The organism is Nonomuraea sp. NPDC049309 (assembly GCF_043196965.1).
GTDB lineage: Bacteria > Actinomycetota > Actinomycetes > Streptosporangiales > Streptosporangiaceae > Nonomuraea > Nonomuraea fastidiosa.
Window position 1 is genome coordinate 2,093,524 of the sequence record NZ_JBICSH010000001.1, and the last position, 25,078, is coordinate 2,118,601.

23 protein-coding genes are annotated in these 25,078 nt (G+C 72.7%); 6 read left to right on the forward strand and 17 right to left on the reverse strand.

Annotated elements, in window-relative coordinates; all coding sequences use genetic code 11:
• Positions 1-232: 232 nt before the first annotated feature.
• Complete coding sequence (gene pknB, locus ACGFIM_RS09385; protein WP_393197177.1) at positions 233-2,200, forward strand: Stk1 family PASTA domain-containing Ser/Thr kinase; 1,968 nt, start codon at positions 233-235, stop codon at positions 2,198-2,200.
• Positions 2,201-2,260: 60 nt separating this feature from the next.
• Here pknB and alc read toward each other — a convergent pair whose 3' ends face one another.
• From alc to uraD, 10 genes are all read right to left on the reverse strand, one after another.
• Positions 2,261-3,205, reverse strand: a complete 945-nt coding sequence (gene alc, locus ACGFIM_RS09390; protein WP_393197180.1) for an allantoicase — start codon at positions 3,203-3,205, stop codon at positions 2,261-2,263.
• The gene (gene allB / locus ACGFIM_RS09395; RefSeq protein WP_393197183.1) at positions 3,206-4,516 is read right to left on the reverse strand and encodes an allantoinase AllB; all 1,311 of its coding nucleotides are present in this window, start codon (positions 4,514-4,516) and stop codon (positions 3,206-3,208) included.
• On the reverse strand, positions 4,513-5,667 hold the full coding sequence (locus ACGFIM_RS09400) for a glycerate kinase (RefSeq protein WP_393197186.1): 1,155 nt from the start codon (positions 5,665-5,667) through the stop codon (positions 4,513-4,515). Before ACGFIM_RS09400 ends, allB begins: the two co-directional genes overlap by 4 nt.
• A gap of 355 nt (positions 5,668-6,022) precedes the next feature.
• Entirely contained in the window at positions 6,023-6,235 is a 213-nt protein-coding gene (locus tag ACGFIM_RS09405; RefSeq protein WP_393197189.1) for an EF-hand domain-containing protein, read from the reverse strand.
• A gap of 36 nt (positions 6,236-6,271) precedes the next feature.
• Positions 6,272-7,657: an 8-oxoguanine deaminase gene (locus ACGFIM_RS09410; protein WP_393197192.1), complete on the reverse strand. Its 1,386-nt coding sequence runs from the start codon at positions 7,655-7,657 to the stop codon at positions 6,272-6,274.
• A complete protein-coding gene (locus tag ACGFIM_RS09415) occupies positions 7,654-8,124 on the reverse strand; it encodes a (2Fe-2S)-binding protein (protein ID WP_393197195.1) in 471 nt (156 codons plus the stop codon). The genes ACGFIM_RS09410 and ACGFIM_RS09415 overlap by 4 nt, the downstream gene beginning before the upstream one ends.
• A complete protein-coding gene (locus tag ACGFIM_RS09420; RefSeq protein ID WP_393197198.1) occupies positions 8,124-8,984 on the reverse strand; it encodes an FAD binding domain-containing protein in 861 nt (286 codons plus the stop codon). The genes ACGFIM_RS09415 and ACGFIM_RS09420 overlap by 1 nt, the downstream gene beginning before the upstream one ends.
• Before the next feature lie 5 nt (positions 8,985-8,989).
• A complete protein-coding gene (gene pucL / locus ACGFIM_RS09425) occupies positions 8,990-9,850 on the reverse strand; it encodes a factor-independent urate hydroxylase (RefSeq protein WP_393197201.1) in 861 nt (286 codons plus the stop codon).
• Positions 9,851-10,150 (reverse strand): hydroxyisourate hydrolase, encoded by a 300-nt coding sequence (gene uraH / locus ACGFIM_RS09430; protein ID WP_393197204.1) that lies wholly within the window; start codon positions 10,148-10,150, stop codon positions 9,851-9,853.
• Positions 10,147-10,662 (reverse strand): 2-oxo-4-hydroxy-4-carboxy-5-ureidoimidazoline decarboxylase, encoded by a 516-nt coding sequence (gene uraD / locus ACGFIM_RS09435; protein ID WP_393197207.1) that lies wholly within the window; start codon positions 10,660-10,662, stop codon positions 10,147-10,149. The genes uraH and uraD overlap by 4 nt, the downstream gene beginning before the upstream one ends.
• Positions 10,663-10,839: 177 nt before the next feature.
• On the opposite strand from uraD, the gene ACGFIM_RS09440 reads away from it, so the two are divergent.
• Complete coding sequence (locus ACGFIM_RS09440) at positions 10,840-11,679, forward strand: deoxyribonuclease IV (protein ID WP_393197210.1); 840 nt, start codon at positions 10,840-10,842, stop codon at positions 11,677-11,679.
• A 981-nt stretch (positions 11,680-12,660) separates the two neighbouring features.
• Here ACGFIM_RS09440 and ACGFIM_RS09445 read toward each other — a convergent pair.
• The 5 genes from ACGFIM_RS09445 to ACGFIM_RS09465 form a co-directional block, all read right to left on the reverse strand.
• Positions 12,661-14,151: a cation acetate symporter gene (locus ACGFIM_RS09445; RefSeq protein WP_393197213.1), complete on the reverse strand. Its 1,491-nt coding sequence runs from the start codon at positions 14,149-14,151 to the stop codon at positions 12,661-12,663.
• On the reverse strand, positions 14,148-14,348 hold the full coding sequence (locus tag ACGFIM_RS09450; RefSeq protein WP_393197216.1) for a hypothetical protein: 201 nt from the start codon (positions 14,346-14,348) through the stop codon (positions 14,148-14,150). The genes ACGFIM_RS09445 and ACGFIM_RS09450 overlap by 4 nt, the downstream gene beginning before the upstream one ends.
• A gap of 332 nt (positions 14,349-14,680) precedes the next feature.
• Positions 14,681-15,421, reverse strand: coding sequence for a LytR/AlgR family response regulator transcription factor (locus ACGFIM_RS09455; protein ID WP_393197218.1), 741 nt, complete (start codon positions 15,419-15,421; stop codon positions 14,681-14,683).
• 58 nt (positions 15,422-15,479) lie between these two features.
• Entirely contained in the window at positions 15,480-16,658 is a 1,179-nt protein-coding gene (locus ACGFIM_RS09460; protein ID WP_393197221.1) for a sensor histidine kinase, read from the reverse strand.
• Between the two features lie 54 nt (positions 16,659-16,712).
• Entirely contained in the window at positions 16,713-17,309 is a 597-nt protein-coding gene (locus tag ACGFIM_RS09465; protein WP_364057518.1) for a molybdopterin-dependent oxidoreductase, read from the reverse strand.
• A gap of 242 nt (positions 17,310-17,551) precedes the next feature.
• On the opposite strand from ACGFIM_RS09465, the gene aroF reads away from it, so the two are divergent.
• Complete coding sequence (aroF, locus tag ACGFIM_RS09470) at positions 17,552-18,592, forward strand: 3-deoxy-7-phosphoheptulonate synthase (RefSeq protein WP_393197224.1); 1,041 nt, start codon at positions 17,552-17,554, stop codon at positions 18,590-18,592.
• 151 nt (positions 18,593-18,743) lie between these two features.
• On the opposite strand, the gene thiI is transcribed toward aroF, so the two are convergent.
• On the reverse strand, positions 18,744-19,940 hold the full coding sequence (gene thiI / locus ACGFIM_RS09475; RefSeq protein ID WP_393197227.1) for a tRNA uracil 4-sulfurtransferase ThiI: 1,197 nt from the start codon (positions 19,938-19,940) through the stop codon (positions 18,744-18,746).
• Positions 19,941-20,166: 226 nt separating this feature from the next.
• Here thiI and ACGFIM_RS09480 point away from each other — a divergent pair, with 226 nt between their 5' ends.
• Together ACGFIM_RS09480 and ACGFIM_RS09485 are read left to right on the forward strand one after the other, a co-directional pair.
• Positions 20,167-21,132 (forward strand): MHYT domain-containing protein, encoded by a 966-nt coding sequence (locus ACGFIM_RS09480; protein WP_393197230.1) that lies wholly within the window; start codon positions 20,167-20,169, stop codon positions 21,130-21,132.
• Positions 21,133-21,433: 301 nt separating this feature from the next.
• Positions 21,434-22,252, forward strand: a complete 819-nt coding sequence (locus ACGFIM_RS09485; RefSeq protein ID WP_393197233.1) for an MHYT domain-containing protein — start codon at positions 21,434-21,436, stop codon at positions 22,250-22,252.
• A 137-nt stretch (positions 22,253-22,389) separates the two neighbouring features.
• Here ACGFIM_RS09485 and ACGFIM_RS09490 read toward each other — a convergent pair whose 3' ends face one another.
• The gene (locus ACGFIM_RS09490) at positions 22,390-23,415 is read right to left on the reverse strand and encodes a 6-phosphofructokinase (protein ID WP_393197236.1); all 1,026 of its coding nucleotides are present in this window, start codon (positions 23,413-23,415) and stop codon (positions 22,390-22,392) included.
• A gap of 152 nt (positions 23,416-23,567) precedes the next feature.
• On the opposite strand from ACGFIM_RS09490, the gene glpK reads away from it, so the two are divergent.
• Positions 23,568-25,037 carry a glycerol kinase GlpK gene (glpK, locus tag ACGFIM_RS09495; protein WP_393197239.1) on the forward strand — a complete coding sequence of 490 codons (1,470 nt, stop codon included), beginning with the start codon at positions 23,568-23,570 and terminating at the stop codon, positions 25,035-25,037.
• Positions 25,038-25,078 lie beyond the last annotated feature (41 nt).

The window sequence follows — 25,078 nt, forward strand, 5'->3', positions numbered from 1 at the left end:
TGACAGACGGGCCCGCCCACGATGGGCGGGCCCGTCTCATGAACGCCGTCTCATGAACGCCGCCTCATGAACGCCGCCTCATGAACACCGCCTCATGAACACCGCCTCGTCCGCTCCGGCGACACGCCGGGGCCACATCGGCATCCCCGCGGCGGCGCGGACGAGAACGTCTCCGCATCGGTTTCGGGCGGCAAGGCCATCCCGGTGGCAAATCGCCCGTAAACTCAGCGGGGTGGACACGACGACTGCGGACCCCCTGGTCGGGCGGCTTCTCGATGGGCGTTACCGCATCGAGGGCCGGATCGCCCGGGGCGGTATGGCGACCGTCTATCTCGCGCTGGACGTCCGGCTCGACCGGACCGTCGCGCTGAAGGTCATGCATCGCTCGCTCGCCGAGGACCCTGCGTTCGTCAGGAGGTTCATCGGCGAGGCGAAGTCGGTCGCCAGCCTGTCACACCCCAACGTGGTGGCGGTCTTCGATCAGGGCACCGACAACGACGTCGTCTACCTGTCGATGGAGTACGTCCCCGGCCGCACGCTGCGCGACATCCTGCGCGAGCGCGGCCGCCTGCCGGCCCGCGAGGCGCTGGAGATCCTCATCCCGGTGCTCGCCGCCCTGGGCGCGGCCCACAAGGCCGGCATGGTGCACCGCGACGTCAAGCCGGAGAACGTCCTGATGACCGAGGACGGCCGGGTCAAGGTCGTCGACTTCGGTCTGGCCAGGGCGATCGAGGCGACCAACCAGACCCGCACCGGCATGCTGATCGGCACGATCGGCTACATGGCGCCCGAGCAGGTGCTGACCGGCGCCGCCGACGTGCGCAGCGACGTCTACGCCGCCGGCATCATGCTGTTCGAGCTGGTGACCGGGCAGCAGCCGTACTCCGGTGACACCCCGATGTCGGTGGCCTACCGGCACGTCCACGACACCGTTCCCCCGCCGTCGTCGATCTGTCCGGACGTCCCGCATCTGATCGACCGGCTGGTGGCGAGCGCGACGGCCCGCGAGCCGGACGACCGCCCGGCCGACGCGACCGCGATGCTGGTGGCGGCGGTCGAGACCCATCGCGTGCTGCCGCACACGTCGATCCCGCCGGGCACGTCCTCGCTGCCGGGCACCGCGGCGTTCCACTCGCAGCAGACGGCGGCGCTCACGGCCGTCCAGCCGGATCCGTCCCGGCCGGTCCATTCCGTGCACTCGGCTCCGTCGGTGCCGCACGCGGCGCCGGCCCACACGCTGATCCAGCCGCGGCTGGAGGTGGCCGAGCCCGAGCCGCGGCGGCGGTTCCGCCCGAGCTGGTTCCTGGCCGGCCTGGCCGCGGTGATGGTGATCGCGGTGGGCCTGACCGGCTGGTACTTCTCGCTGCCCGAGATGGTGAAGGTGCCCGACATCGTGGGCAAGGACCTGGCGCTGGCCGAGAAGGACCTCGTAGCCGCCGGGCTGAAGGTGCGCAAGGGCGAGAGCCAGTACGACGAGAAGGTGGCCGAGGGCCTGGTGCTGAGCAGCGACCCGGTGGCCGACGCCGAGCTGGAGAAGGGCTCGACGGTCACGCTGACGCTCTCGCTGGGCCCCGAGCGCATCGTGGTGCCCAACGTGACCGGCATGAGCGGCAACGACGCCCGCGCCGCCATCGCCAGGGCCGGTCTGACCGTCGGCACCGTCAAGCGCCAGCCCAATGAGCAGGTCGAGCGCGACAAGGTGATCCGCACCTCGCCGCAGGTGGGCGAGAAGGTCAGGAAGAGCGCGAAGGTCAACATCTTCGTCAGCGCCGGGCTGACCATGCCCGACGTGTCCGGCATGCCGAAGGACGAGGCGGCCGCCTTCCTCACCTCGCAGGGCTTCCAGGTGCAGGTCAACGAGGTCGACGACGACGCCGAGCCGTGCACGGTCATCGCCCAGGCGCCGAAGGCGAAGGCCGAGGTGGACAAGGGCGCGCCCGCGATGATCACGGTCTCCCGCTGCCAGGTCCCGTTCCTCGACTGGTTCAGGAACGGCGACAACGAGGCCCGCGACGACCAGCAGTTCGCCATGGTGCCCGGGGTGATCGGCAAGAACGTCAACGACGCCAAGTCCGAGCTGGAGGCGCTGGGCTTCCGCGTGCGGGTGCAGCGGCTGGCCAATGCCCCCGTGGTGCAGTTCCAGCGGCCGCTGCCCAACAGCGAGCGCCCGCCGGGCAGCACGGTCATCCTCTGGCACTGACGCGGCCCCGGCCGGGCCCCGAGGAAGCGCTGGGAGACCTCCATCGGGCGGCCGGTGACGTCAGGCCAGGTGGCCGTGCAGCCGCACGCGCGCGAGCCCTCCGTCCGGGTAGATGTCGACCCGCACGTGCGTGACCGGCGTGTCGCCGTCGAGGCGGAAGCGGTGCGGCGTGTCGGGCTGCAGCGGCGTCCTGGGCAGCAGCTCCACCTCGCGGTCGCCGTCGATGCCGGTGAGCGAGACCGCGGCGGGCGCGTTGTACAGCAGGTTCGTGGTGTCGATCTCGGCGAGCCTGATGACGCCGCGCCCGGCGAGCCGGATGACGAGCCAGTCGTTGCCGCCGTCGCGCCGCCGCGCGGTCTCCCAGCCCTCGGCCTGGTGGCGGGCCAGGCCGGGCGCGATGACGTTGTTGGGCGATGAGTAGAACTCGTTGGAGCAGGCGGTGACCAGCCCGCCGTTGGCCAGCGCGGCGAGGTCGAGGCCGAGCCCGTCGTAGAGTGACAGGTCGGGGCGCGCCTCGCCGTGCACGCGCAGCCTGGCCACGCCGCCGTCGGGGTGGATGTTGAGCCGTACGTGGGTGTAGCGGGTGTCGTCGGCGACGGCGAAGAAGTGCTCGCGGTCGCCCCTGAGCCGCACCAGCGGCACGATCTCGGTCCAGGACGCGTCGAGCACCTCGCCCGGCGACGGATGGCCGGGCACGGCCGCGGCCTCGACGGAGGCGTGCGGCGGGTAGTTGCCCTTGAACCAGGCCGTGTCGATCACGACGCCGCGGATCACGCCGGGGATGCCGAGGCGCACCAGCGCCCAGTCGTGGCCGGGCTCGCGGCGGCGGCGGGTCTCCCAGCCGTCGTACACCTGGCCCTTGTTGCCGAACGTCTCCGGTGTGAAGCCGGGGCGGCCCGGCTTGATCAGGCTCTCCTTCTCGGCGAACGACTCGTCGCTCGCGGCCACGACCGAGCCGCCGTACGTGCGCAGGGCCAGGTCGGGCAGGCGGGTGAAGTCGGCCATCTATCGCGCTCCCAGCAGGAATCGCCCGTGCGGCTCGCCGCCGGCGGGGCGGCCGCGCAGCCAGGTGGTCAGGACGGCGCCCTTGAGCGTGCGGCCGTGGTAGGGCGTGACGGGGTTCTTGTGGTGCAGGCGGGCGGCGTCCACGACGGTCTCGGCGTCGGGGTCGAACGCGACGAGGTCGGCGTCGTTCCCGGCCGCGATCGCGCCCTTGCCGGGCAGGCCGGCCAGCTCGGCGGGCGCGGCGGACATCCAGCGGGCGACGTCCGGCAGGGTGAAGCCCCTGCGCGCCGCCTCGGTCCAGACGGCGGCCAGCCCGAGCTGCAGCGAGGCGATGCCGCCCCACGCGGCGGCGAAGTCGGGCACCTTGAGGTCGGCGGTGGACGGCGAGTGGTCGGACACGACGCAGCTCAGCACTCCCCTGGCCAGCCCCTCCCACAGCAGGTCGCGGTTGCGCGCGGAGCGGATGGGCGGGCAGCACTTGTACGCCGTCTCGCACTCGGGCACCTGCTCGGCGGTCAGCGTGAGGTAGTGGGGGCAGGTCTCGGCCGAGACCGGCACGCCCTCCGCTCCGGCGGCCTCCAGCACGTCGAGGCATTCGGCGCTGGAGACGTGCAGGACGTGCACCCGGCAGCCGGTCTCGGCGGCCAGCCGGACGACGCGCTCGACGGCGCTGCGCTCGGCCGCCCCCGGCCGTGAGTCGAGGAACGCCCGGTAACCCGGCCCGTCCGGCTCGCCCAGCAGCGCCGGGTCCTCGGCGTGCACCACCATCAGCCCGCCGAACCCGGCCACCTCCGCCAGCACCTGCCGCAGCTCGCCCGCGCTCAGCGGCGGGAACTCCTCGACCCCCGACGGCGACAGGAAGCACTTGAAGCCGCGCACCCCGCGCTCGTGCAGGGGTCGCAGCTCTTTGAGGTTGCCCGGGATCGCGCCGCCCCAGAACGCGGTGTCCACGTGGCACTGCCCCTCGGCGGCGCGCAGCTTGACGTCGAGCGCCTCCGTGCTGACCGTGGGCGGCAGGCTGTTGAGCGGCATGTCCACGATCGTCGTGACGCCTCCCGCGGCGGCGGCCCTGGTGGCGCAGGCGAAGCCCTCCCAGTGGGTGCGGCCGGGCTCGTTGACGTGGACATGGCTGTCGACCAGGCCGGGCAGCAGCGCCAGGTCCCGCAGGTCGACGTCCTCGGCGGCGGTCAGCGGCTGGTCGTAGTCGTGCAGCGCGGCGATGCGCTCGCCGCGCACGGCGACGGCCAGGGCCCGCTCCCCCTCGGGCGTGACGGTCCTGCGGGATCGGACGACGAGGTCGTACGGTGTCATGCGCCCTCCGCGAGGCGTTCCGCGGCGATCCTGGCCGCGAGCCGTTCGAGCAGCGGGCCCGCCTCGGCCATGCAGCGGGCCGGGTCGGGCTCGATGTCGGTCAGCGCGTACGCGGCCTCGATGCCGGCCGCCTTCAGGTCGGACTCCGAGAGCGTGCTGCGCCCGCACACCGCCACCACCGGCACGCCCGCCCGCGCGGCGGCCCGCGCGACGCCCGCCGGGGCCTTGCCGCGCAGCGTCTGCTCGTCGAGCGAGCCCTCGCCGGTGATCACCAGGCGGGCGCCCTCGGCGTGGGCGTCGAAGCCGAGCAGGTCGAGCAGGTAGTCGATGCCGGGCCGCACCTCGGCGTGCAGGAACGCGAGCGCCGCGAACCCGACGCCGCCCGCCGCGCCCGCGCCCGGCGCGCCCGCCACGCCCATCGCCCTGGGCACGTCGTCGTGCTCGACGGCGCCCATCAGCCCGTGGGTGGCGGTGGCGAGGGCGGCCAGGCGGGCGAGGCCGGCCTCCAGCGTCTTGACGTCCTCGGGGGTCGCGCCCTTCTGCGGACCGTAGACGGCGGCGGCGCCGTGCGGGCCGAGCAGCGGGTTGTCCACGTCGCTCGCGACCACGAACTCGACGCCCGAGATGTCGAGGAAGCCCGACATGTCGATGCGGTCGAGGTTCTTGAGCGCGGCACCGCCGGGCGGCAGGTCGTTGCCTTCCGCGTCGAGGAACCGGGCGCCGAGCGCCTGGGCCAGGCCCGCGCCGCCGTCGGTGCAGGCGCTGCCGCCCAGGCCGAGCACGACCCGCTTCGCGCCGCGGCGCACGGCGTCGGCGATCAGGTCGCCGGTGCCCCGGCTGGTGGCGGTCAGCGGCTCGCGTTCGCCCGGCAGGCGGCGCAGCCCCGACGCCTCGGCCAGCTCGACCACGGCGGTGCCGGTGGGATGCCAGGCGTACGAGGCGGAGACGGGCCGTCCCGTCGGCCCGGTGGCCTCGATCGTGATCCGGCTGTAGCCGCTCGCCACGGCAGCGTCCACCGTGCCGTCGCCGCCGTCGGCCACCGGCAGCTCCACCGCAGGCACGCCGAGGCCCGCCGCGACGTGGGAGGCGACCTCGGCGGCCGTCAGCGAGCCCTTGAACTTGTCGGGGGCCACCAGAACGTGCTGAACCACTACGAACTCCCACCTGATGATGAAGAATGTCCTGACACGCCTTCCTGCCCGGTGCGAGCGGGCAGGAAGGCGTGACTCATCATCACATCCCGCCCCGCCCGGCCCACGCGCCGGGCGGGGCGGCAAGCGCCTGGCCCCTGACGGCTTCCGAAGCGAAGGGGACACCCCGGCTCGCGCGCCCGGGCGGAACTGCAAGCGCCTGCCCCCTGGCGCCTTTTCCGAAGCGGAGGGGACAACCCGGCTCGCGCATCGGGCGAAGCCGGATGCGCCTGCCCCTGGCACCTTCTGAAGCGCCGGGCGCTGCTCCCCGGGCCGCCCGCGAGCGGGTGCGGCGGGGACGGCGGGCGGGTGGCCGTCAGGAGACGGTGCGGATGAACTCCTCGAAGGAGTAGCGCCCATCCTGGTCGGAGTCCGCCTCCTGGCTCATCGCTCCGAGCGCCTCCGCCGGCAGGTCGGGGAAGTGCGCTTTGAACTCGGCCTCGGTGATGTAGCCGTCGCCGTCGGTGTCGATGGCCGCGAAGGCGCTTCTGAGCTCCGCCAGCCGCTCGTCTGGGAGTTCCGCCGACACGGGACCGCCTTTCCTGATCGTCCGTACATCTCCACATTAGTCGTCGTGGACTCGGCGGCCGGCGGCGACTCCGCGTTCCCGGGCCAGCCGCACCAGCCGGCGGTGCGCCTCGGCGCCCGCCCGTCCCGCCGCGTCCTGGGCGACCGTGCGCAGCTCGCCGCCCGCGACCACCGTACGTCCGCCGACCAGCACCAGCTCGACCGGCGGAGGCGGCCCGAAGACGATTGCGCAGACCGGGTCGGCGACGGCGGCGCGGAACGGCTCGCCGGCCCGCCACAGCACCACGTCGGCCAGCTTGCCCGGCTCCAGCGTGCCCAGCTCGTCCTGCCTGCCGAGGTTGCGCGCGCCGCCCAGCGTGGCCAGCTCCAGCGCCTGCGCGGCGGTCAGTCCGCGCGGCCCGTAGCGGGCGCGCTGGAACAGCAGGGCCTGCCGCATCTCCCCCGCCATCGGGGTCAGCTCGGACGAGGCGCTGCCGTCCACGCCGAGCCCGACGTTCACGCCGCGCCGCAGCATCTCCGACACGCGCGCGATGCCCGCGCCGAGCCGCCCGTTGGACGAGGGGCAGTGTGCCGCGCCGGTGCCGGTGGCGGCGAGCTTGCCGATGTCGGCGTCGCTCAGGTGCACGGTGTGCGCGAACCACACGTCGGGCCCGAGCCAGCCCAGCTTCTCCATGTAGTCGACCGGACGCAGCCCGAACTGCTCCAGACAGTGCTCGTCCTCGTCGAGGGTCTCGGCGAGGTGGGTGTGCAGGCGTACGCCCTTGTCCCTGGCCAGCGCGGCGGACTCCGTCATCAGCGCGCCGCTGGCCGAGAACGGCGAGCAGGGCGCGACCGCCACCCGCAGCATGGAGGAGCGCGACGGGTCGTGGTAGGCGTCCACGGCCTCGGCGGTGGCGGCCAGGATGTCGTCCAGCTCCTCGACCACCTCGTCCGGCGGCAGGCCGCCGTGCGAGCGGCCCCGGTCCATCGAGCCGCGCGCCGGGTGAAACCGCAGCCCGACCGCGCGGGCGGCCTCGATCTCGGCGGCCAGCAGGTCGCCCCGGCCCTTGGGGAAGATGTAGTGGTGGTCGCTGGAAGTGGTGCAGCCCGACAGCGCCAGCCAGCCGAGCGCGGCCGTGGCGGCGCCCTCGACGACCTCGGCGTCCATGGCGGCCCACACCTCGTAGAGCGCCACCAGCCACTCGAAGAGCGTGGCGTCCTGTGCCAGGCCCTGCGAGGCCCACTGGTAGAGGTGGTGGTGGGTGTTGACCAGGCCGGGGGTGGCCAGGCAGCCCGCGCCGTCGACGCGCTCGGCGCCGGGCACGTGCGGCGCCGGGCCCGAGCCCACCTCGGCGATCGTGTCGCCCTCGATCCTGAGATATCCGGACGGGATCTCGGGGCCGGAGACGGGCGCGATGTGGAGGTTGTCGATGATCAGCGTCATGGGGCCGCCTTGCGCCCGGCGGCCAGGCGTACGGCGTCGAGGATCTTCTCGTAGCCGGTGCACCGGCACAGGTTGCCCGCCAGCGCCTCCCTGATCTCCGCGTCCGACGGGTGCGGCACGCGTTCGAGCAGGTCGTGCGCCTGGACGATGAGGCCGGGCGTGCAGAAGCCGCACTGCACGGCCCCGCTCTCGGCGAACGCCTCCTGCACCGGGTCGAGACGGTCGCCCTCGGCCAGGCCCTCCACCGTGCGCACCTGCCGGCCCTCCGCCTGGCCGGCGGCGACCAGGCACGCGCAGACCGGCACGCCGTCGAGATAGACCGTGCAGGAGCCGCACTCGCCCTGCTCGCAGGCGTTCTTGGCGCCGGGCAGACCGAGCCGCTCGCGCAGCACGTACAGCAGGCTCTCGCCCTCCCAGACGTCCTCGGCGCTCTCCTCGCGGCCGTTGACGGTGAACGTGACCCGCATCAGGCCGCCCTCCTTCCCAGGTGGTCGTTCCACGCCCACGTGAGCGTGCGGCGGGCCAGCACGCCGATGGCGTGCACCCGGTAGGCGGCGCTGCCGCGCACGTCGTCGATCGGGGCGGCGGCCCGCGCGCACAGCTCGCCGAACCGCCGGGCCAGCGCGGGATCGAGCGGCGCGTCCCAGTCGAGCTCGGCGGCCAGCAGCTCCTCGGCCTCCAGGGCGCGGCGCGGGGTGGGCGCGGCCGAGCCGATCCCGGTGCCGACCCGCCGCTCCCGCGGATGCAGCGCGATCGCGAACGAGCACACCGCGATCACCATGGCGTTGCGGGTGCCGACCTTGGAGAAGTACTGCGGTCCCGTGACGCGCGGCACGTGCACGGCCCTGATCAGCTCGTCCGGCTCCAGCGCGCTGCGCTTGACGCCGCGGTAGAACTCCTCGGCCGGGATCATCCGCACGCCGCGGTCGCGCGACTCCACCTCCACCACCGCGCCCGTGGCGAGCAGCGGCGGGTGACTGTCGCCCGCGGGCGAGGCCGCGCCGAGGTTCCCGCCGACCGAGCCGCGGTTGCGGATCTGCGGCGAGCCGACCGTCCGCGCGGCCTGCGCCAGGCCCGGCAGCTCGCCGCCGAGCCGGTCGACGATCTCCGCGTACGGCACGCCCGCCCCCAGCCGGCAGGCGTCCCCGGTCATCGACCACTCGCGCAGCTCGGCCACCCGGTTGAGGTCGAGCAGCGCGGACGGCCTGCGCACGCCGAAGTTGATCTCCACCATCACGTCGGTGCCGCCCTGGATGGGCACCGCGTCGGGCCGGTCCGCCTTGGCGGCCAGCGCCTCCTCCCACGTCGTGGGGCGCAAGAAGTCCATCGCGTCTACTCCCAGGCGAATCCGGCGTCGGGTGCGTCCTCGCGCAGCACGCCGCCCTCGATCAGCCCGTACGGGCGGTCGGCGGCGTAGAAGACCTCGTTGTCGTTGGTCAGGCCGAACGGCGACAGGTCCACGGCGAAGTGGTGCTTGTTGGGCAGGGCCAGCCGGATCTCGCAGATCCCCTCGCAGGTCAGCAGCGCGCGCTCGCCCATGGCGTACAGGGTCTGCTGCAGCGAGCGGCTGCGCGTGTTCGCGAAGGCGTCCAGCAGGGCCTGCCTGACCTGGGCGTACGACGTGCCGTACGAGGGCGGCTCACCGTCGTGCCGCCACCGGGCGTCGACCGCGGTGGCCAGGATGCGGTCCGTGGTGGGCTCCAGCGTGGTGTACTCGTCGACGGCGAAGCCATGGAACTCCGAGCCGGTCGTGTTCAGCACCACCAGGTCCTTCAGGCCCGACACGACCGTGGTCCGGCCGTCCTCGTCGTGGTGGATCAGGCAGGTGCGCACCTCGCTCCCGTCGCGGACGAACGAGTGCGGGCCCCGCCGGTGCCAGCCGTACTCCTCGATCTCCACCCTGGCGTGCCTGATGGCCTCCTGCGTGGCCACGAAGTGCCTGGCCAGCCGCTGCGCGAACACCTCGATCTGGCCGACCCCGTACTTGCGGGCGAAGGCGTAGACGGTGTTCTTCTGCGTGTCGGTGGGCAGCACGGCGGCGTTGTCGCCGGTCAGGTGCACGGCCTCCATGTCGCCCGACAGGGAGATGCTGACGTTGACGTCCTTGAGGTGATGCACCGGGCCGTCCCTGACCACGTGAACGAGCCTGGTCTCCGCCTTTCCGTAGCGGTTGGCGCCGAGCTTGACGGTCATCTAGCTCCCTCGGTACGTGCTGTAGGCGTACGGGCTGAGCAGCAGCGGCACGTGATAGTGCGCGGCCGGGTCGGTCACCGTGAAGGTGACGACGACCTCCGGGTAGAAGGTGTCCTCCAGGTACGCCCCCGTGTCGAAGACCAGCCGGTGCACCCCTTCGCCCGGGTCCCAGCCCTTTATCCGGCCGTCGTCGTCGGTGCGGCCCTCGGCCACGACCCGGCCGTCGTGTTCGAGCCGTACGCGCAGGCCGGCGGCGGGCCGGCCGGTGACCGCGTCGAGCACATGGGTGGACAGGCTCATGCCCCCTCCTCCTGCAGCAGCTTCGCCAGCCTGAGCCGGGCGATCGCCGCCAGTTCCGCGCGGACGACCTCGCGCTCGCTCTCCTCGTCGTTGGCCAGCCGTTCCTCCAGCCTGGCCAGCAGCTGCGCGCCGGTGAGCCCGGTGGCGCACACCAGGTAGACGTGCCCGAAGCGGCGCTCGTAGGCGCGGTTGGCGTCGGCCAGCGCCGCCCGCAGAGCGTCCGGCACGCCCGACTGCTCCTGGCGGGACCAGGCCGCCTCCCTCCCCTGCCCCGCCGGCCGCTCGCCGATGCGGGGGTGCGCGCTGAGCGCCCGCAGCACCTCGTCCCAGCCGAGGTTCCGCACGGTGCGCGCGGCGGTGTCGAGCAGGTCCTCGATGTCGCCGTACGGCCTGCGCGCCGCCACCTCCTCGGCGAACACCGGGGAGGCACAGCAGGTCAGCAGGTCCGCCACGGCCTCGGCCCTGGGCCGAACGTTGAAGGCGGCGAGCTTGCCGTCGTGCGGGTGCGCCATGGCAGAAGTACACACAGCCCTTCCGTGCCCGGTCCATCCGCCAGAACTCCCAACTGACGACCAGGAACACGGGCACTTTTCGTGTCATGCTCCAATCGCCGGGCTCTGGAGCCCGGTTTCGCGCGGCGGCGCTGAACTGCGGAAGTGCCCGGCGGCGGCCCTAGACTGGGTGCCATCATGACCGTGACATCCCTGATCGGCGGGCACGTGTCCGTCACGGGCGGCCTGGCGACGGGCGGCCTCAAATACATGGCCGAGATCGGCGCCGAGATGATCCAGGTGTTCGTCACCAACCCGCGCGGGTGGGCGCTCACCGAAGGCAAGCCCGACGAGGACGCCAAGCTCGCCGAGTCGGGCGTCCCGACGTTCATCCACCTGCCCTATCTCGTCAACTTCGGCTCGCCCAACCCCGACACGCTGGCCAACTCCGCCGCGGTCGTCCGCCACACGCTGCGGCGCGGCGTCCAGACCGCCGCGCGCGGCGTGGTCGTCCACACCGGCTCGGCGGTCACGCAGCCGCGCGAAAACGCGATGCGCCAGCTGCGCGAACACCTGCTGCCGCTGCTCGACGAGATCCCCGACGGCGGGCCCGACCTGCTCCTCGAGCCGATGGCGGGCCAGGGCGCCATGCTGTGCGCCACCGTCCAGGACCTCGAGCCCTACCTCGCCCAGCTCGACTGGCATCCGCGCGCCGGGGTCTGCCTCGACACCTGCCACGCCTTCGCCGCCGGCCACGACCTCGCCGCCGAGGGCGGGGTGAAGGAGACGTTCGACGCGCTGCACGCCATCGCGCCCGGCCGGCTCAAGCTCATCCACGCCAACGACTCCAAAGACGTCTGCGGCTCCAAGAAGGACCGCCACGAGAACATCGGCGCCGGCCACATCGGCGTCCAGCCGTTCGCCGACCTGATGCGCCACCCGGCGGTGGCCGGGGTCCCGATCTGCATCGAGACGCCGGGTAAGGCTCCGAAGCACGCGGAGGACATCGCCCTGCTGAAGAAGCTCCGCGACGGCTGACGGTCTCCGACCCGGTGCGCCGCCCGGCCGCAGGGAAGCACCTTTCGGCCGGCCGCAGGGAAGCCGCCCGTCAGCCGGTCGCAGGGAAGCCGCCCGTCAGCCGGTCGCAGGCAAGGCGCCCTTCGGTCGGCCGCCGGTGCGGCCGGAGCGCCCAGCCCACCGCCGTCGTGTGTCCTCGTCCGCCGTCTCTCGCCCACGCTGCGACCGCTCAGTGGCGCACCCGCCCACCGAGCGGCGAGGTACCGGACCGTCTCCCAGCGGAGAGCCCAAACCATCTCCCAGCGGAGAGCACGAACCGTCCCCCGGCAGGAGCGCGAACCGTGGCGCGCAGCCGGCACCCTGCCTGTCCTGGGCTGTCCCGCGCGATCGCGCGTGGGTAAAGGGCGAGCGGCAAAGGCACCCCCGTCGGAGACGGTGAAACCCGCAGACGGCGGCATCTGCAAGCGATGGCACCTGCAGACGGTAGGACCCGCAGGCGGTACGAGCCACAGGCGGTGCGAGCCGCAAGCGGTGCAAGCCGCAGACGGTAGGGCCCGCAGGCGGTGCGAGCCGCAGGCCGTGGGAGCCACAGGCCGTGGGAAGGTGCCGTTCTCTCGGTGGAGGCGGCGGGGCTCGTGAGGCGGGGAACGCGGTGCTGTGGGCATGGGCGGGAGGGGTCGTGAAAGGGGCGCCCGCTTGCGCGATGCGGCCGCCCCCGCGTGCCGGATCGCGGGGCCCTGGTGCGCGGCCTCGCGGGCGCCCCTTCACGGATCCGGCGTGGCGGGCCCTACCCCCCGGTCAAGGGCCCGGCCGCCGCGGCGACCTGCGCGTCGCCGGTGAAGCCGGCGCATCGAGCCTGTCGTGAGCCCCCCGGCTCGTCCCTCCCGATGCGCCGGGATGGCTTCCGATGCCGAAACACTACGGTTGCGATCTTGCGGGCGAAACCCTCTTCACGGGCAGCTCGTTGAGCGGTCTGTAGTCATCGCCATACGGAGAGTGGTCTCACGACGAGCGGTCGTCCTGGCGCGACGAACGGTAGGCAGGGGGGCGCGCGATGCGCTCGGGGAGATGCATCCTGGCCATCATGAGACCGACCCCCTGCGGCAGCCGACCGGGCGTGACCAGGGATATCACGACCATGGCGGCGAACGCGGCGGGCACCGCGACGGGCGCGGGAGAGGATGTCAGCACCCCCGTATTCACACCCGCCTGTTCCCCCAGTACGAACGCCCCCGTCACGCCCCCGCCGAGCACGAACCCGGCCGCGACGCCCGCGTCGGTCAGCCTCCGCCACCAGATGCCGAGCACCAGCATCGGGCAGAGCGTGGCCGCCGAGAGGCTGAGCCCGAGCAGCACGAGCGCGACCGACACGCCCGGCATGGAGACGGCGGTGAGAACGAGCGCGGCCGCCAGGACCGCCGGTACGGCCGTGCGGAAGGCACGCGCCCCCGCGCCGGGCACGCACGCCGCCACCGCCCCGCCCACGGCCACCAGCACCCCGCCGGTGGTCGCCAGGAAGGCCGCGAACGCCCCGGTCGCCAGCAGCCCGGTGAGCAGTTCGCCGGCGGCCCCAGGCACCATCCTGGCGGGCAGCAGGAGCACGATCTCGTCGGCCGCGGCGTCGCGGGCGTGGACGTGGCCGAGCACGCCGTACAGGGGCGGCACCACGCAGAAGGCGGCCAGCATGGCCTGGGTGGCGACGATCGAGCGGCGGGCGCCCGCGCCGTCCTTGCTGGTGTAGACCCGCACGATGACGTGGGGCAGCCCCATCGTGCCGAGCGCGCAGGCCAGCAGCACGGCGAGGACGCCGGGCAGCGACGGATCTCCCGCCCCCGCGAGCCCGGCCCCGCCGGCGCGGTAGGCGCCCTCCGGCCACGGCACCGGCCACGAGCCGACCGCCCACCAGCAGACCAGGCCGACGCCGAGGAAGACGACCAGCTTCAGCCAGAACTGCCACGCCTGCACGCTGGTGAGGCTGCCCGCCCCGCCGCCGTACGCCACGGCGAGCGCCGCTCCGGCGACGGCCGCCCAGCCCAGCCACGGCGGCAGCCCGGTGAGCAGCCGCACCACCACCCCGGCGGCGTGGAACTGCGCGACCAGGAACGCGAGCCCGACGAGCAGCACGAAGACGGTGGTGAGGCGGCGCAGCCGGGCCGAGCGCAGCCGCCAGCCGGCGAAGTCGGGCAGCGTGTACGTCCCCGACCGCCGCAGCGGCGCGACCACCAGCGCCAGCACGACGACGAACCCGGCCGCCGCGCCCGCCGGGTACCAGAGCATCGGCGAGCCGTGGGTGGCGATGAGGCCCGCCGTGCCGAGGCAGGCGGCGGCGGAGGTGAACTCGGAGGTGATGGCGGCGCCGTTCCACCAGGGCGGCACCGTCCTCGCGGCCACGTGGAAGTCGGACAGGCCGACCGAGCGCCGGGGTCTCGCGGCGCCCGCCATCACGCCCAGGACCGACACGAACGCGATCCCGGTCAGTACCGCGACGGTCATCGCTCCAGCCGCTCAGCGCGTCTGAGCTGGCGTACGGCCAGCCCGACCCAGGCGAGGTGCACGGCCACCGACATCGCCACCCAGGCGCCCGGCTCGGGCAGCCAGGCGGCCAGCACGGGGATGCCGACGAGGAGGGCGGCGACCGCGCCCACGGTGCGCAGCGCCTGGCGCAGCTGCAGGCTCATGATCGCGGGCACGGCCGGCAAATCGTGCCCGTCCGGACCGTACCGAGCGGAACCGGCCACACCGTGCTCGGCGTGACCGGTCAGACCGTAGCCGGCGGGGCCGGCAGGGCCGGCGAGTCCGGGCGTGCGCCGGGAGCGCCGGAGCGCGGCGCGCCGTACGACGACGCGCCGCCGCGCGCTCACCGGGCCACGCCCCTCACGGCGTCCCTTGCGCGACCGGGCCAAACGGCGCCGCATCGCCCCGGCCTCACCGCGTCACACTCCTCACGGCGCCCCTCACGTGACCGGGCCAAACGGCGCCGCATCGCCCCGGCCATCGCCCCGGCCTCACCGCGTCCCGCTCCTCACGGGATCACGCCGCGGTGCTGGCGGACGAGCTGGTCGCGGACCTGGCGGCTGTGGCGGCGGCTGACCTGGAGGGTCTCGGTGCCGACGGTGAGCGTGACGCGGCCGCCTTCGAAGCGCAGCTCGCTGACGTGCCGCCCGGAGACGAGCGTGCTGCGGTGGATGCGGATGAACCCGGCGCCGGCCCAGCGCCGCTCCAGGGCGGCGAGCGACATGCGGACGAGGTAGCTGCCGTCGGCGGTGTGCAGGCGTACGTAGTCGCCCTTGGCCTCGGCGAACCAGACGGCCTGCTGCGGCACGAACCGGGTGCGCCCGCCCAGCTCGACGGGGATGACGTCGTCCTGGCCCGGCTCGGGCGCGGGGCAGGTGGCCGCCTCCAGCCTGCGCACGGCCTCGGACAGGCGCTCGGCCCTGACGGGTTTGAGCAGGTAGTCGACCGCCTCCAGCTCGAACGCCTGCACCGCGCACTCCTCGTGGGCCGTGACGAAGACCAGCCGCGGCGGGCTGGGGAACCCGCCGACCAGCCGGGCGAGGTCGAGCCCGTCGAGGCCGGGCATGCGGATGTCCAGGAACACGCCGTCGAGCCGCTCGCCGCCGCCGATCATCTGCACCATGTCCTGCAGGGCCGTGACGCCGTCGGCCGCGGTCGTGACGTGCTCGATGCGGTCGTCCTGGCGCAACAGGTAGGCGAGCTCCTCCAGAGCAGGCACTTCGTCATCGACGGCCAGCACTCTCAGCATGTCCACCACGCTGTCGTATGAAAGCAGAGGTCACCAGGGATATGTCAGCATAGCGTAATCATTCGACCACGGAGAGGTGATGCCGGGTTTTGGGCACGCGCAGCCGCACCTTCGTGCCCGCGCCGAGCGCGGTCTCCACGACGAGGCCGTAGCCGTCGCCGTAGATCTGGCGCATGCGCAGGTCCACGTTGGCCAGGCCGATGCCGCCGCCCTCGCGGGCGGGGTCCTCGTCGAGCAGGCGGCGGGCGGCCTCGGGGTCCATGCCGGCGCCGTCGTCCTCGACCGTGATGTGCGCCTCGGGCCCGGCGTCGCGCACCACGACCCGTACCTCGCCGGACCCGCCGCGGCCGCGCATGCCGTGCTTGATGGCGTTCTCGACCAGGGGCTGCAGGCACAGGAACGGCACCGGCACCGGCAGCACCTCGGGCGCGACCTGCATGCTGAAGCGCAGCTTGTCGCCGAAGCGGGCGCGTTCGAGCAGCAGGTAGCGGTCGACGCAGGTCAGCTCGTCGGCGAGAGTGGTGAAGTCGTGGGCGCGGCGCAGCGCGTAACGGGAGAAGTCGGCGAAGTCGAGCAGCAGCTCGCGGGCCCGCCTGGGGTTCGTGCGGACGAACGAGGCGATCGTGGTGAGCGCGTTGTAGACGAAGTGCGGGGAGATCTCGGCGCGCAGGGCGCGCATCTCGGCCTCCATGGCGCGTCGGCGCGAGGCGTCGAGCTCGGCGAGCTCGAGCTGGCCTGACACCCAGCGGGCGACCTCGGTGACGGTGCGCACGAGCGCCGCGCTCACCTCGTCGTCGAGGGCGGCCAGCGTCCCGACGACGGTGCCGTCCACGGTCAGCGGGACCACGACCGCCCCGTACGGTTCGTCGGGGAAGACCTGCGCCCGCCCGGCGGCCAGGGCGGCCCGGGCGTGGCCGAGCACGCCGCCTGCGCCGGGACCGTCGGCGGCGAGCACCGCATCCGCCGAGGTGAGCGCGACGGCCCGGGTGCCGAGCAGCGTGCGCAGGTGGCGTACGGCCTTGCGGGCGGAGTCGCGGTCGAGGCCCGCGCGCAGGGCGGGCGCGGCCATGGCGGCGATGTGGAGCGTGGCGAACGTGGCGTCGTCCGCCCTGCGGGGCGGCGCCTGGCGGCGGCAGGCGGCCCTGGCGAGCGCGCACCCCAGCGCGAAGGCGCCCGGCAGGAGGACCCCCAGCAGGACGGGAGCGCAGGACAGCGCCTCGGACGCGATGATCCGCATGCGGCACACCGTAGCCGCAAACGCTTCGTGCGCGGGCGGGAACGGACGGTGAGATCAGTCCGGTCCTTCGCCGGGTTCCTCCTGATAGGAGTAGCGCTGCTCGCGCCAGGGGTCGGCGATGTTGTGGTAGCCGCGCTCCTCCCAGAAGCCGCGCCGGTCCTCCAGCAGGTATTCGATGCCGCGCACCCACTTGACGCTCTTCCAGGCGTACAGGTGGGGCACCACGATGCGCACCGGGTAGCCGCGCTCGGGGCTGAGCGGCTTCTCGTCGAGCTCCAGGGCGAACAGCGTGCCGGGCGCGGTGAAGTCGGACATGCGCAGGTTGGCGCTGTAGCCGTACTCCGCCCAGATCATCACGTGGCGCACCCCGGGGTCGGGCGGCGCGATGTCCATGATCGTGGCCGGGGTGACGCCGCGCCATTCGTTGGCCATGAGCGAGAACTTGGTGACGCAGTGGAAGTCCTCGACCCGTGTGATGCGCGGCAGCCGCTCGAACTCGGGCCAGCGCAGCGCGTGCTCCTCGCCGGACGCGGTCGCACCGAAGACGCGGAAGTCCCAGGTCTCAGGCTTGAACGTGGGCACGCGACCGTAGTGGATCACGGGCCTGCCGCGTGGGACGTACTGGCCTGGGGGCAGGCGCGACTCCTCCACGAACACTCCCTTCACCGTCTCGCGTCTCACGCCATCCTGCCATCGCACGCCGAGTGGCTCGGCAGCGGGTGCGCGTGCGCTATCGTTGGGGACCATGCACGCAGCGTTCCTGTTTTGGTATGGCGACGGACCCGAGTCCGCTCGCCATGTGACGCTGCGCTAGCACACAGGCGAACGAAAGGCCCCGGGTCCTCCACAGGACCCGGGGCCTTTCGCGTTTTCCGGACAAGGAGAAGCAGCACATGGTGATCGTGATGGGCCCGGAGGCCACCGCGGACGATCTTTCCGCGATCGTGTCGGTCGTCGAGGCGGCCGGGGTCGAGGCGTTCGTCAGCAAGGGTGTGAGCCGGACGATCGTCGGCCTGGTCGGCGACGTGACGCAGCTCGACGCCGCCGCCCTGCGGGGCATGGGCGGGGTGCGCGACGTCATGCGGGTCTCGACGCCGTACAAGCTGGTCAGCAGGGAGAACCATCCGGAACGCTCCACCGTGCACGTGGGCGGCGTGCCCATCGGCCCCGGCACCGTGACGCTGATCGCGGGGCCGTGCGCGGTGGAGACTCACGAGCAGACGCTGGCGGCGGCCAGGATGGCGCAGGCCGCCGGCGCCGTGCTGCTGCGCGGCGGCGCGTTCAAGCCGCGCACCTCCCCGTACGCCTTCCAGGGCCTCGGCGAGCAGGGGCTGCGCATCCTGGCCGACGTGCGCGAGGAGACGGGCCTGCCGATCGTGACGGAGGTGCTGGACGTCCGCGACGTCGAGCTGGTGGCCTCGTACGCCGACATGCTGCAGATCGGCACCCGCAACATGCAGAACTTCGCGCTGCTGCAGGCCGTCGGCGCGGCCGGGCGGCCGGTGATGCTCAAGCGCGGCATGAGCGCCACCATCGAGGAGTGGCTGATGGCCGCCGAGTACATCGCCCAGCGCGGCAACCTCGACATCGTGCTGTGCGAGCGGGGCGTGCGGACGTTCGAGACGGCCACCCGTAACACGCTGGACGTCTCGGCGGTGCCGGTGGCGCAGCGCCTGTCGCACCTGCCGGTCGTCGTGGACCCCTCGCACTCGGGCGGGCACCGCGACCTGGTGCTGCCGCTGACCAGGGCGGCGGTCGCGGCGGGCGCCGACGGGGTGATCATCGATGTGCATCCGCGGCCCGAGCAGGCGCTCGTGGACGGCCCGCAGGCGCTCATGGAGGCGGACCTGGGAGCGCTGGCTCAGATCATGACGGACTTCCCGCCGCTGCTCGGCAAGACTCCCGCCGCGGCCGCGGCCCGCGCCACGGCCTGACGCGCGACGCCCGGGACCCCTCCCCCGGGCGTCTCAGACGGCCCGGCCGCCGTGCGACGCCTGACCCCGGGCGTTCCGGCGGCCGGGGTCAGCTCCCCGGGCCGCCGCAAGCGGCTTCAGGCCGTCAGCGGCGGCCTGCAAGCGGCCCCGCTCAGATCGTGTACTCCTGGATGGAGTCGGCGAGCTGGACGCACAGCTCCTCGGCGTCGAGCCGCTTTTCGATCTGCTTGAGGTCCTCGATCTTGGCCCGGGTCTCGGCCCGCCGGGGAGCGAGCAGCGAGCAGCAGTCCTCGTCGGGCAGCTCGGAGATCTCCAGCGTGCCGATGCGCCGCGCCTCGGCCATGATCTCCGTCTTGTCCCACCCGACCAGGGGCCGCAGGATCGGCAGGTCGACGGCGTTGTCCTGGGCGGTGATGTTGGCCAGCGTCTGGGAGGACACCTGGCCGAGCGCGTCGCCGGTGATCAGCGCCGATGCGTGGATGCGGTGGGCGACCTCTTCGGCGGTCTTGAGCATGAGCCGCCGCTGGGCGATCACCGCCAGGCGGTCCTGGCCGGAGTTGCGGATCGACTGCTGGGCCTTGCCGAACGGCACCACCCACAGCCGCGACTTCCCCTGGAACCTGTCGAGCTTCTTGACCAGCGCGTACGCCTTGTAGATCGACTCGGAGGTGGTGAACGGGATGCCGGAGAAGTGCAGGAAGTCGACGTGCAGCCCGCGCCGCATCATCCGGTAGGCGGCCACCGGCGAGTCGATGCCGCCCGACATGAGCACGAGTGCCCGCCCGCTGCTGCCGACCGGCAGGCCGCCCTGGCCGGGGATGCCGTCGGTGAAGACGAACACCTCGTCCCTGTCGACCTCGATGAAGATCGTCAGGTCGGGGTTGCCGAGGTCGACGGGCAGCTTGTACTCGTCGTTGATGGCGCCGCCCACCAGCCGGTCGAGCTCGTTGGAGCTGAGCGGGAAGCGCTTGTCGCGGCGGCGGGAGCGTACGGCGAAGGTGCCGCCGCGCCTTGCGGCCTCGCTCTCGCCGGCCAGCTCGAGACCGGCCTTGAGCACCGTGTCGGGGTCTTTGGCGACGCGCCAGGCGCGGTGGATCCAGACCAGGCCGGGCACGTCGGCGACGCGCTGCGCGACGCTGTCGGCCTGCTCGGCGGTGGCGCCCTTGGGCAGGAAGATCGCGATGACGCCGTGCCGCCTGCGCACGTCCACCTGGACGCCGACGCTCTTGAGCGCGTCACGGATGTTGCCGATCAGACGGCGTTCGAACAGCTCGCGGTTCTTGCCCTTGAGGACGATCTCGCCCAGCTTGAGCAGAACGCACGGCTCGCCCAGGGCGGACATCGTCATGGTGGAACCTCCGGGAAGATGGGGAAACGCGGCCGTTGATGGCAACGTCGCGACGTCTTGAGTTTAGTCCGCGCCGGGCTCCGGCTCGTTCGCCTGCGAAGATCACCAACTGTGAGTACTTCTCATGTTGCCGACTGGCCGAGTTGACAGATAGTTGCAATATCCATGCGAATAGGACATCCGGGATGGCAAAATCCGGGGACCCCTAATTCGCAAGGACCGATAGATGACCTCCGCTGTCGATCATTTCACTTACGGACTGCTCACGCCGCTGCTCGCGTACGTCATGTCCTGCATCGGCTCGATGCTTGGGCTGCGGCTGACCGCCCAGGCGCACGCTTCGAGCGGCGGAGCACGCGTGCGCTGGCTGCTCGGCGCGGCCGTCTCCATCGGCGGCACGGGTATCTGGGTCATGCACTTCATCGCCATGATGGGCTTCCAGGTGCAGGGCACCCAGATCAAGTACGACGTCTGGCTCACCGCGGCCTCGGCCCTGGTGGCGATCGTGGTCGTCGGCACCGGCCTGTTCCTCGTCTCGTACGGCGCCGGCCGGCTGCCCGCGCTGCTGGGCGGTGGCCTGCTCACCGGCCTCGGCGTGGCCTCCATGCACTACCTCGGCATGTACGCGATGAACATGTCGGCCCGCGTCTCCTACGACCGCCTGCTCGTCGGTCTCTCCGTCGTCATCGCGGTCGTGGCGGCCACCGTCGCGCTCTGGTTCACCACCCGGGTCAAGAAGCCCATCTGGATCACCGGCGCCGCTCTCGTCATGGGCGTCGCGGTGGCCGGCATGCACTACACCGGCATGTACGCGATGCACGTGACGGTGGACCCGCAGCCCGGCGAGGTGCTCGGCGCCGACGCGCTGGACTTCCTCGTCCCGCTCATGACCGTGATCAGCCTGATCACGCTGACCATGCTGCTCATGGTCATCCTGTCCCCCTCCGAGGAGGAGCTGAGCGAGGACGCCGAGCTGCTCGCCAAGCTGGAGGAGCGCCGCCGCAACTCCGAGCAGCAGCAGTCGCAGCCGCAGCCGCCCTACCCGGCGGGCGCCGCCGCCCCGCTGGCGGCCCCGGTCGCCGGCCGGCCGCAGCCGATGCAGCAGCAGCCGATGCAGCCCGCCCAGCCGCAGCCCGTTCCCCAGCCGCAGCCCGCTCCCCGGCGGCAGCCGACGCGCGGCAGGCGGCGCTAGACCGGGCCCAGTAGATCGGGCGCAGCAGATCGGGCGCAGCAGATCAGGCCCAGTAGATCAGGCCCAGTAGATCAGGCCCAGTAGATCAGGCGCAGCAGATCAGGCGCAGTGAATCAGGCCCCAGGAAATCGGGCGCAGCAGATCAGGCGCGCAGTAGATCGGGCAGGTGAGCACCGGGACAGTCGAAGATGACGGCGAGCAGTCGGCAGGTGGCCGGGCGAGCGGGTGACGCCCTGACGCTTGCGCGAAGACCTGAGCCCCACTCATACTCCCTTCATCGGTGCGAGGGAGCGGGTGGGGCATGTCACCGATCGATCATTTCTCGTACGGGCCGGTGACGCCCGTCCTCGCGTACGCCGTCTCCTGCGTGGGCTGCATGCTGGGGCTGCTGCTGACCGCGCGGGCCCGGCTGGCCGGCGGCCGCGAGGCGAAGTTCTGGCTGGCCGGGGCAGCCGTCGCCATCGGCGGCACGGGCATCTGGACGATGCACTTCATCGCGATGCTCGGCTTCTCCGTGCCCGGCTCGGTGATCCGCTACGACGTGCCGCTCACGGCGGCGTCGGCGCTGCTCGCGATCGCCGTCGTGGGCGCCGGGCTGTTCCTCGCCGCGTACGGCGGCGAGCGGATCTGGCGGCTGCTCGCGGGTGGCGTGCTGACCGGGGCCGGCGTGGCCGGCATGCACTACCTGGGCATGGCCGCGATGAACATGCAGGGCCACGTCTCCTACGACCCGGCGATCGTCTCGCTGTCGGTGCTGATCGCGGTGGCCGCGGCGACGGCGGCGCTGTGGTTCGCGCTGCGGGTGAGCGGCGCGCTGAAGATCGGCGCCGCCGCGCTCGTCATGGGCGTCGCGGTGGCCGGCATGCACTACACCGGCATGGCGTCGATGACGGTCGAAGCGCACGCGGCGATGGCACCCGTTCCCGGAGCCCAGGCCATCGACTTCCTGCTGCCGCTCCTCGTCGCCATCAGCCTGATCACGGCGGGGCTGCTGCTCGTCGTCGTGCTGTCGCCGTCGGAGAAGGAGCTGCGCGGCGAGGCGGAGTTCAGGGAGCGGCTGCACCGCGCGAACGCGGAGGGCGCGCCGGAGACCGGTCTCTTCGGCACGCCCCACGGGTGATCTATGTCATGAGTACGGCCTGCGACGCGCAGGTGGGCCGCCGACGTGTCGCGGCGCAGGCCGTACCCTGAGGGGGTTGTAGCGGTCATCCCCGCTGCCCCTGACGGTACGGCCGCGCGCTTGCAGGCCGCTTACAGTCAGCCGAAGAACACCTCGGCCTCGGCGTAGCGCTCCACCGGCACGGTCTTGAGCTCGGCGGTGGCCTCGTCGAGCCCGACGCGGATGATGTCGGTGCCGCGCAGCGCGACCATCTTGCCGTAGTCGCCCTCGTGCACCGCGTCGATCGCCTGCAGGCCGAACCTGGTGGCGAGCACCCGGTCGTAGGCCGTGGGGGTGCCGCCGCGCTGGATGTGGCCGAGCACGGTGGTGCGGGCCTCCTTGCCGGTGCGCTTTTCGATCTCCTTGGCCAGCACCTCGCCGATGCCGCCGAGCCGGACGTGGCCGAACGCGTCGAGCGTGCTGGTCTGCAGCGCCATCTGGCCCTCGATCGGGTGGGCGCCCTCGGCGACCACGATGATCGGCGAGTAGCGGGTGCGGAAGCGGGACTCGACGTACTCGCAGACCCGGTCGATGTCGAACGGCTTCTCCGGGATGAGGATGACGTTGGCGCCGCCCGCCATGCCGGCGTGCAGCGCGATCCAGCCGGCGTGGCGGCCCATGACCTCGCAGATGAGCGCCCTGTGGTGGGACTCGGCGGTGGTGTGCAGCCGGTCGATGGCCTCGGTCGCGATGTTGACGGCGGTGTCGAAGCCGAAGGTGTAGTCGGTGCCCGACAGGTCGTTGTCGATGGTCTTGGGCACGCCCACGACGTGGACGCCGCGGTCGTAGAGCTGCTTGGCGACGCCGAGGGTGTCCTCGCCGCCGATGGCGATGAGCGCGTCCACGCCGGTCGCCGCGAGGTTCTCCTTGATCCGGTCGACACCGCCCTCGATCTTCATCGGGTTGGTGCGGGAGGAGCCGAGTATCGTGCCGCCGCGCGGGAGGATGCCGCGCACGGCCTGGATGTCGAGTGGCATCGTGTCGCCTTCGAGGGGGCCGCGCCAGCCGTCACGGAAGCCGACGAACTCGTGCCCGTAGACGCTCACCCCCTTACGCACCACTGCCCTGATGACGGCGTTGAGGCCGGGGCAGTCGCCGCCTCCGGTGAGCACTCCAATACGCATGGCGGGTTCCTCCCGATAGGGGTCACGAACCAGACCTAGTGTCAGACTCGCATTGTGCCGTGCATCACACGCAGTGGTCTAGACCAAACGCGCGGCTGGGGAAGGAAACCTGGACGCCCGCTCGAGCCGCCATCGATCGAGGAGGAAATATCGTGAGCGTTTTGGCCATCGACGCCGGGACGACGGGAGTGACGGCGCTCGTCGTCGCCGAGGACGGAAGTGCGGCGAGCATGGGGTACGAGGAGTTCGCCCAGCACTTCCCCGAGCCCGGGTGGGTCGAGCACAACCCCGAGGACATCTGGCAGGCCACGCTGTCGGCCTGCGCCGCCGCGCTGCGCGGCACCTCGCTGCGGCCGTCCTGCGTCGGCATCACCAACCAGCGCGAGACCGCCGTGCTCTGGGACCGCCACACGCTGGCCGCGCCGCGCCGCGCCATCGTCTGGCAGGACCGCCGCACCGCCGGGCTGTGCGTGCGGCTGCGCGACGCCGGTCACGAGCCGCGGGTGAGCGAGCTGACCGGGCTGCGGCTCGACCCGTACTTCACCGCCACCAAGCTCACCTGGCTGGCCGAGCACGAACCCGAGGTGTGGGCGGGCGTCGAGTCCGGCGACATCGCCGTCGGGACGGTGGACTCCTACCTCATCGCCAGGCTGACGGCGGGCGCGCAGCACGTGACCGACCCGTCCAACGCCTCCCGCACCCTGCTGTACGGGCTCGCCTCCGGCGGCTGGGAGCCCGAGCTGTGCGAGCTGTTCGGCGTGCCCGAGCGGGCGCTGCCGGAGATCGTGCCCAACTACGGGCCGCTCGGCCGTACGGACCCGTCCGTCTTCCTCGGGCTCGACGTGCCGATCAGCGGGGTGGCCGGCGACCAGCAGGCGGCGCTGTTCGGGCAGACCTGCTTCGACGTGGGCGATGTGAAGTGCACCTACGGCACCGGCTCGTTCGTGCTGGCCAACATCGGCGACAAGATCACCAGACCGGAGAACGGGCTGCTGACCACGGTGGCCTGGCAGACGCCGTCCGGTGAGCGCACGTACGCGGTGGAGGGGTCGATCTTCGTCACCGGCGCGGCGGTGCAGTGGCTGCGCGACGGGCTCGGGCTGATCGGCACCGCGCCGGAGTCGGAGGCGGTGGCGCGCACGGTGCCCGACAGCGGCGGCGTGGTGTTCGTGCCCGCGCTGACCGGCCTCGGCGCGCCGCACTGGGAGCCGGACGCGCGCGGGCTGATCACCGGCATCACGCGCGGCACGACCCGGGCGCACCTGGTGCGGGCGACGCTGGAGGCCATCGCGTTCGAGGTGCGCGACGTGGTGGAGTCGATGACGGCCGGGTCGGTGCCCGTGCTCAAGGCCGACGGCGGCGCCAGCACCAACGACCTGCTCATGCAGTTCCAGGCCGACCAGCTCGGCACCGCCGTGGAGCGGCCGGCCGTGCAGGAGACCACGGCGCTGGGCGCGGCGTTCCTGGCCGGGCTCGGAGCGGGCGTGTGGGGGTCGGAGGCGGAGCTGCGCGAGACGTGGCTGCTCGACCGGCGCTTCGAGCCCGGGGAGCGGGACGAGGCGGCGTACGCGCGCTGGCGGGCCGCCGTCGAGCTGACCCGCACGGCCGCCCGCAACGCCTGACCCGCCGCAGGCGCGCCCCGCTCCGGGCCTGCGCCTTCGCC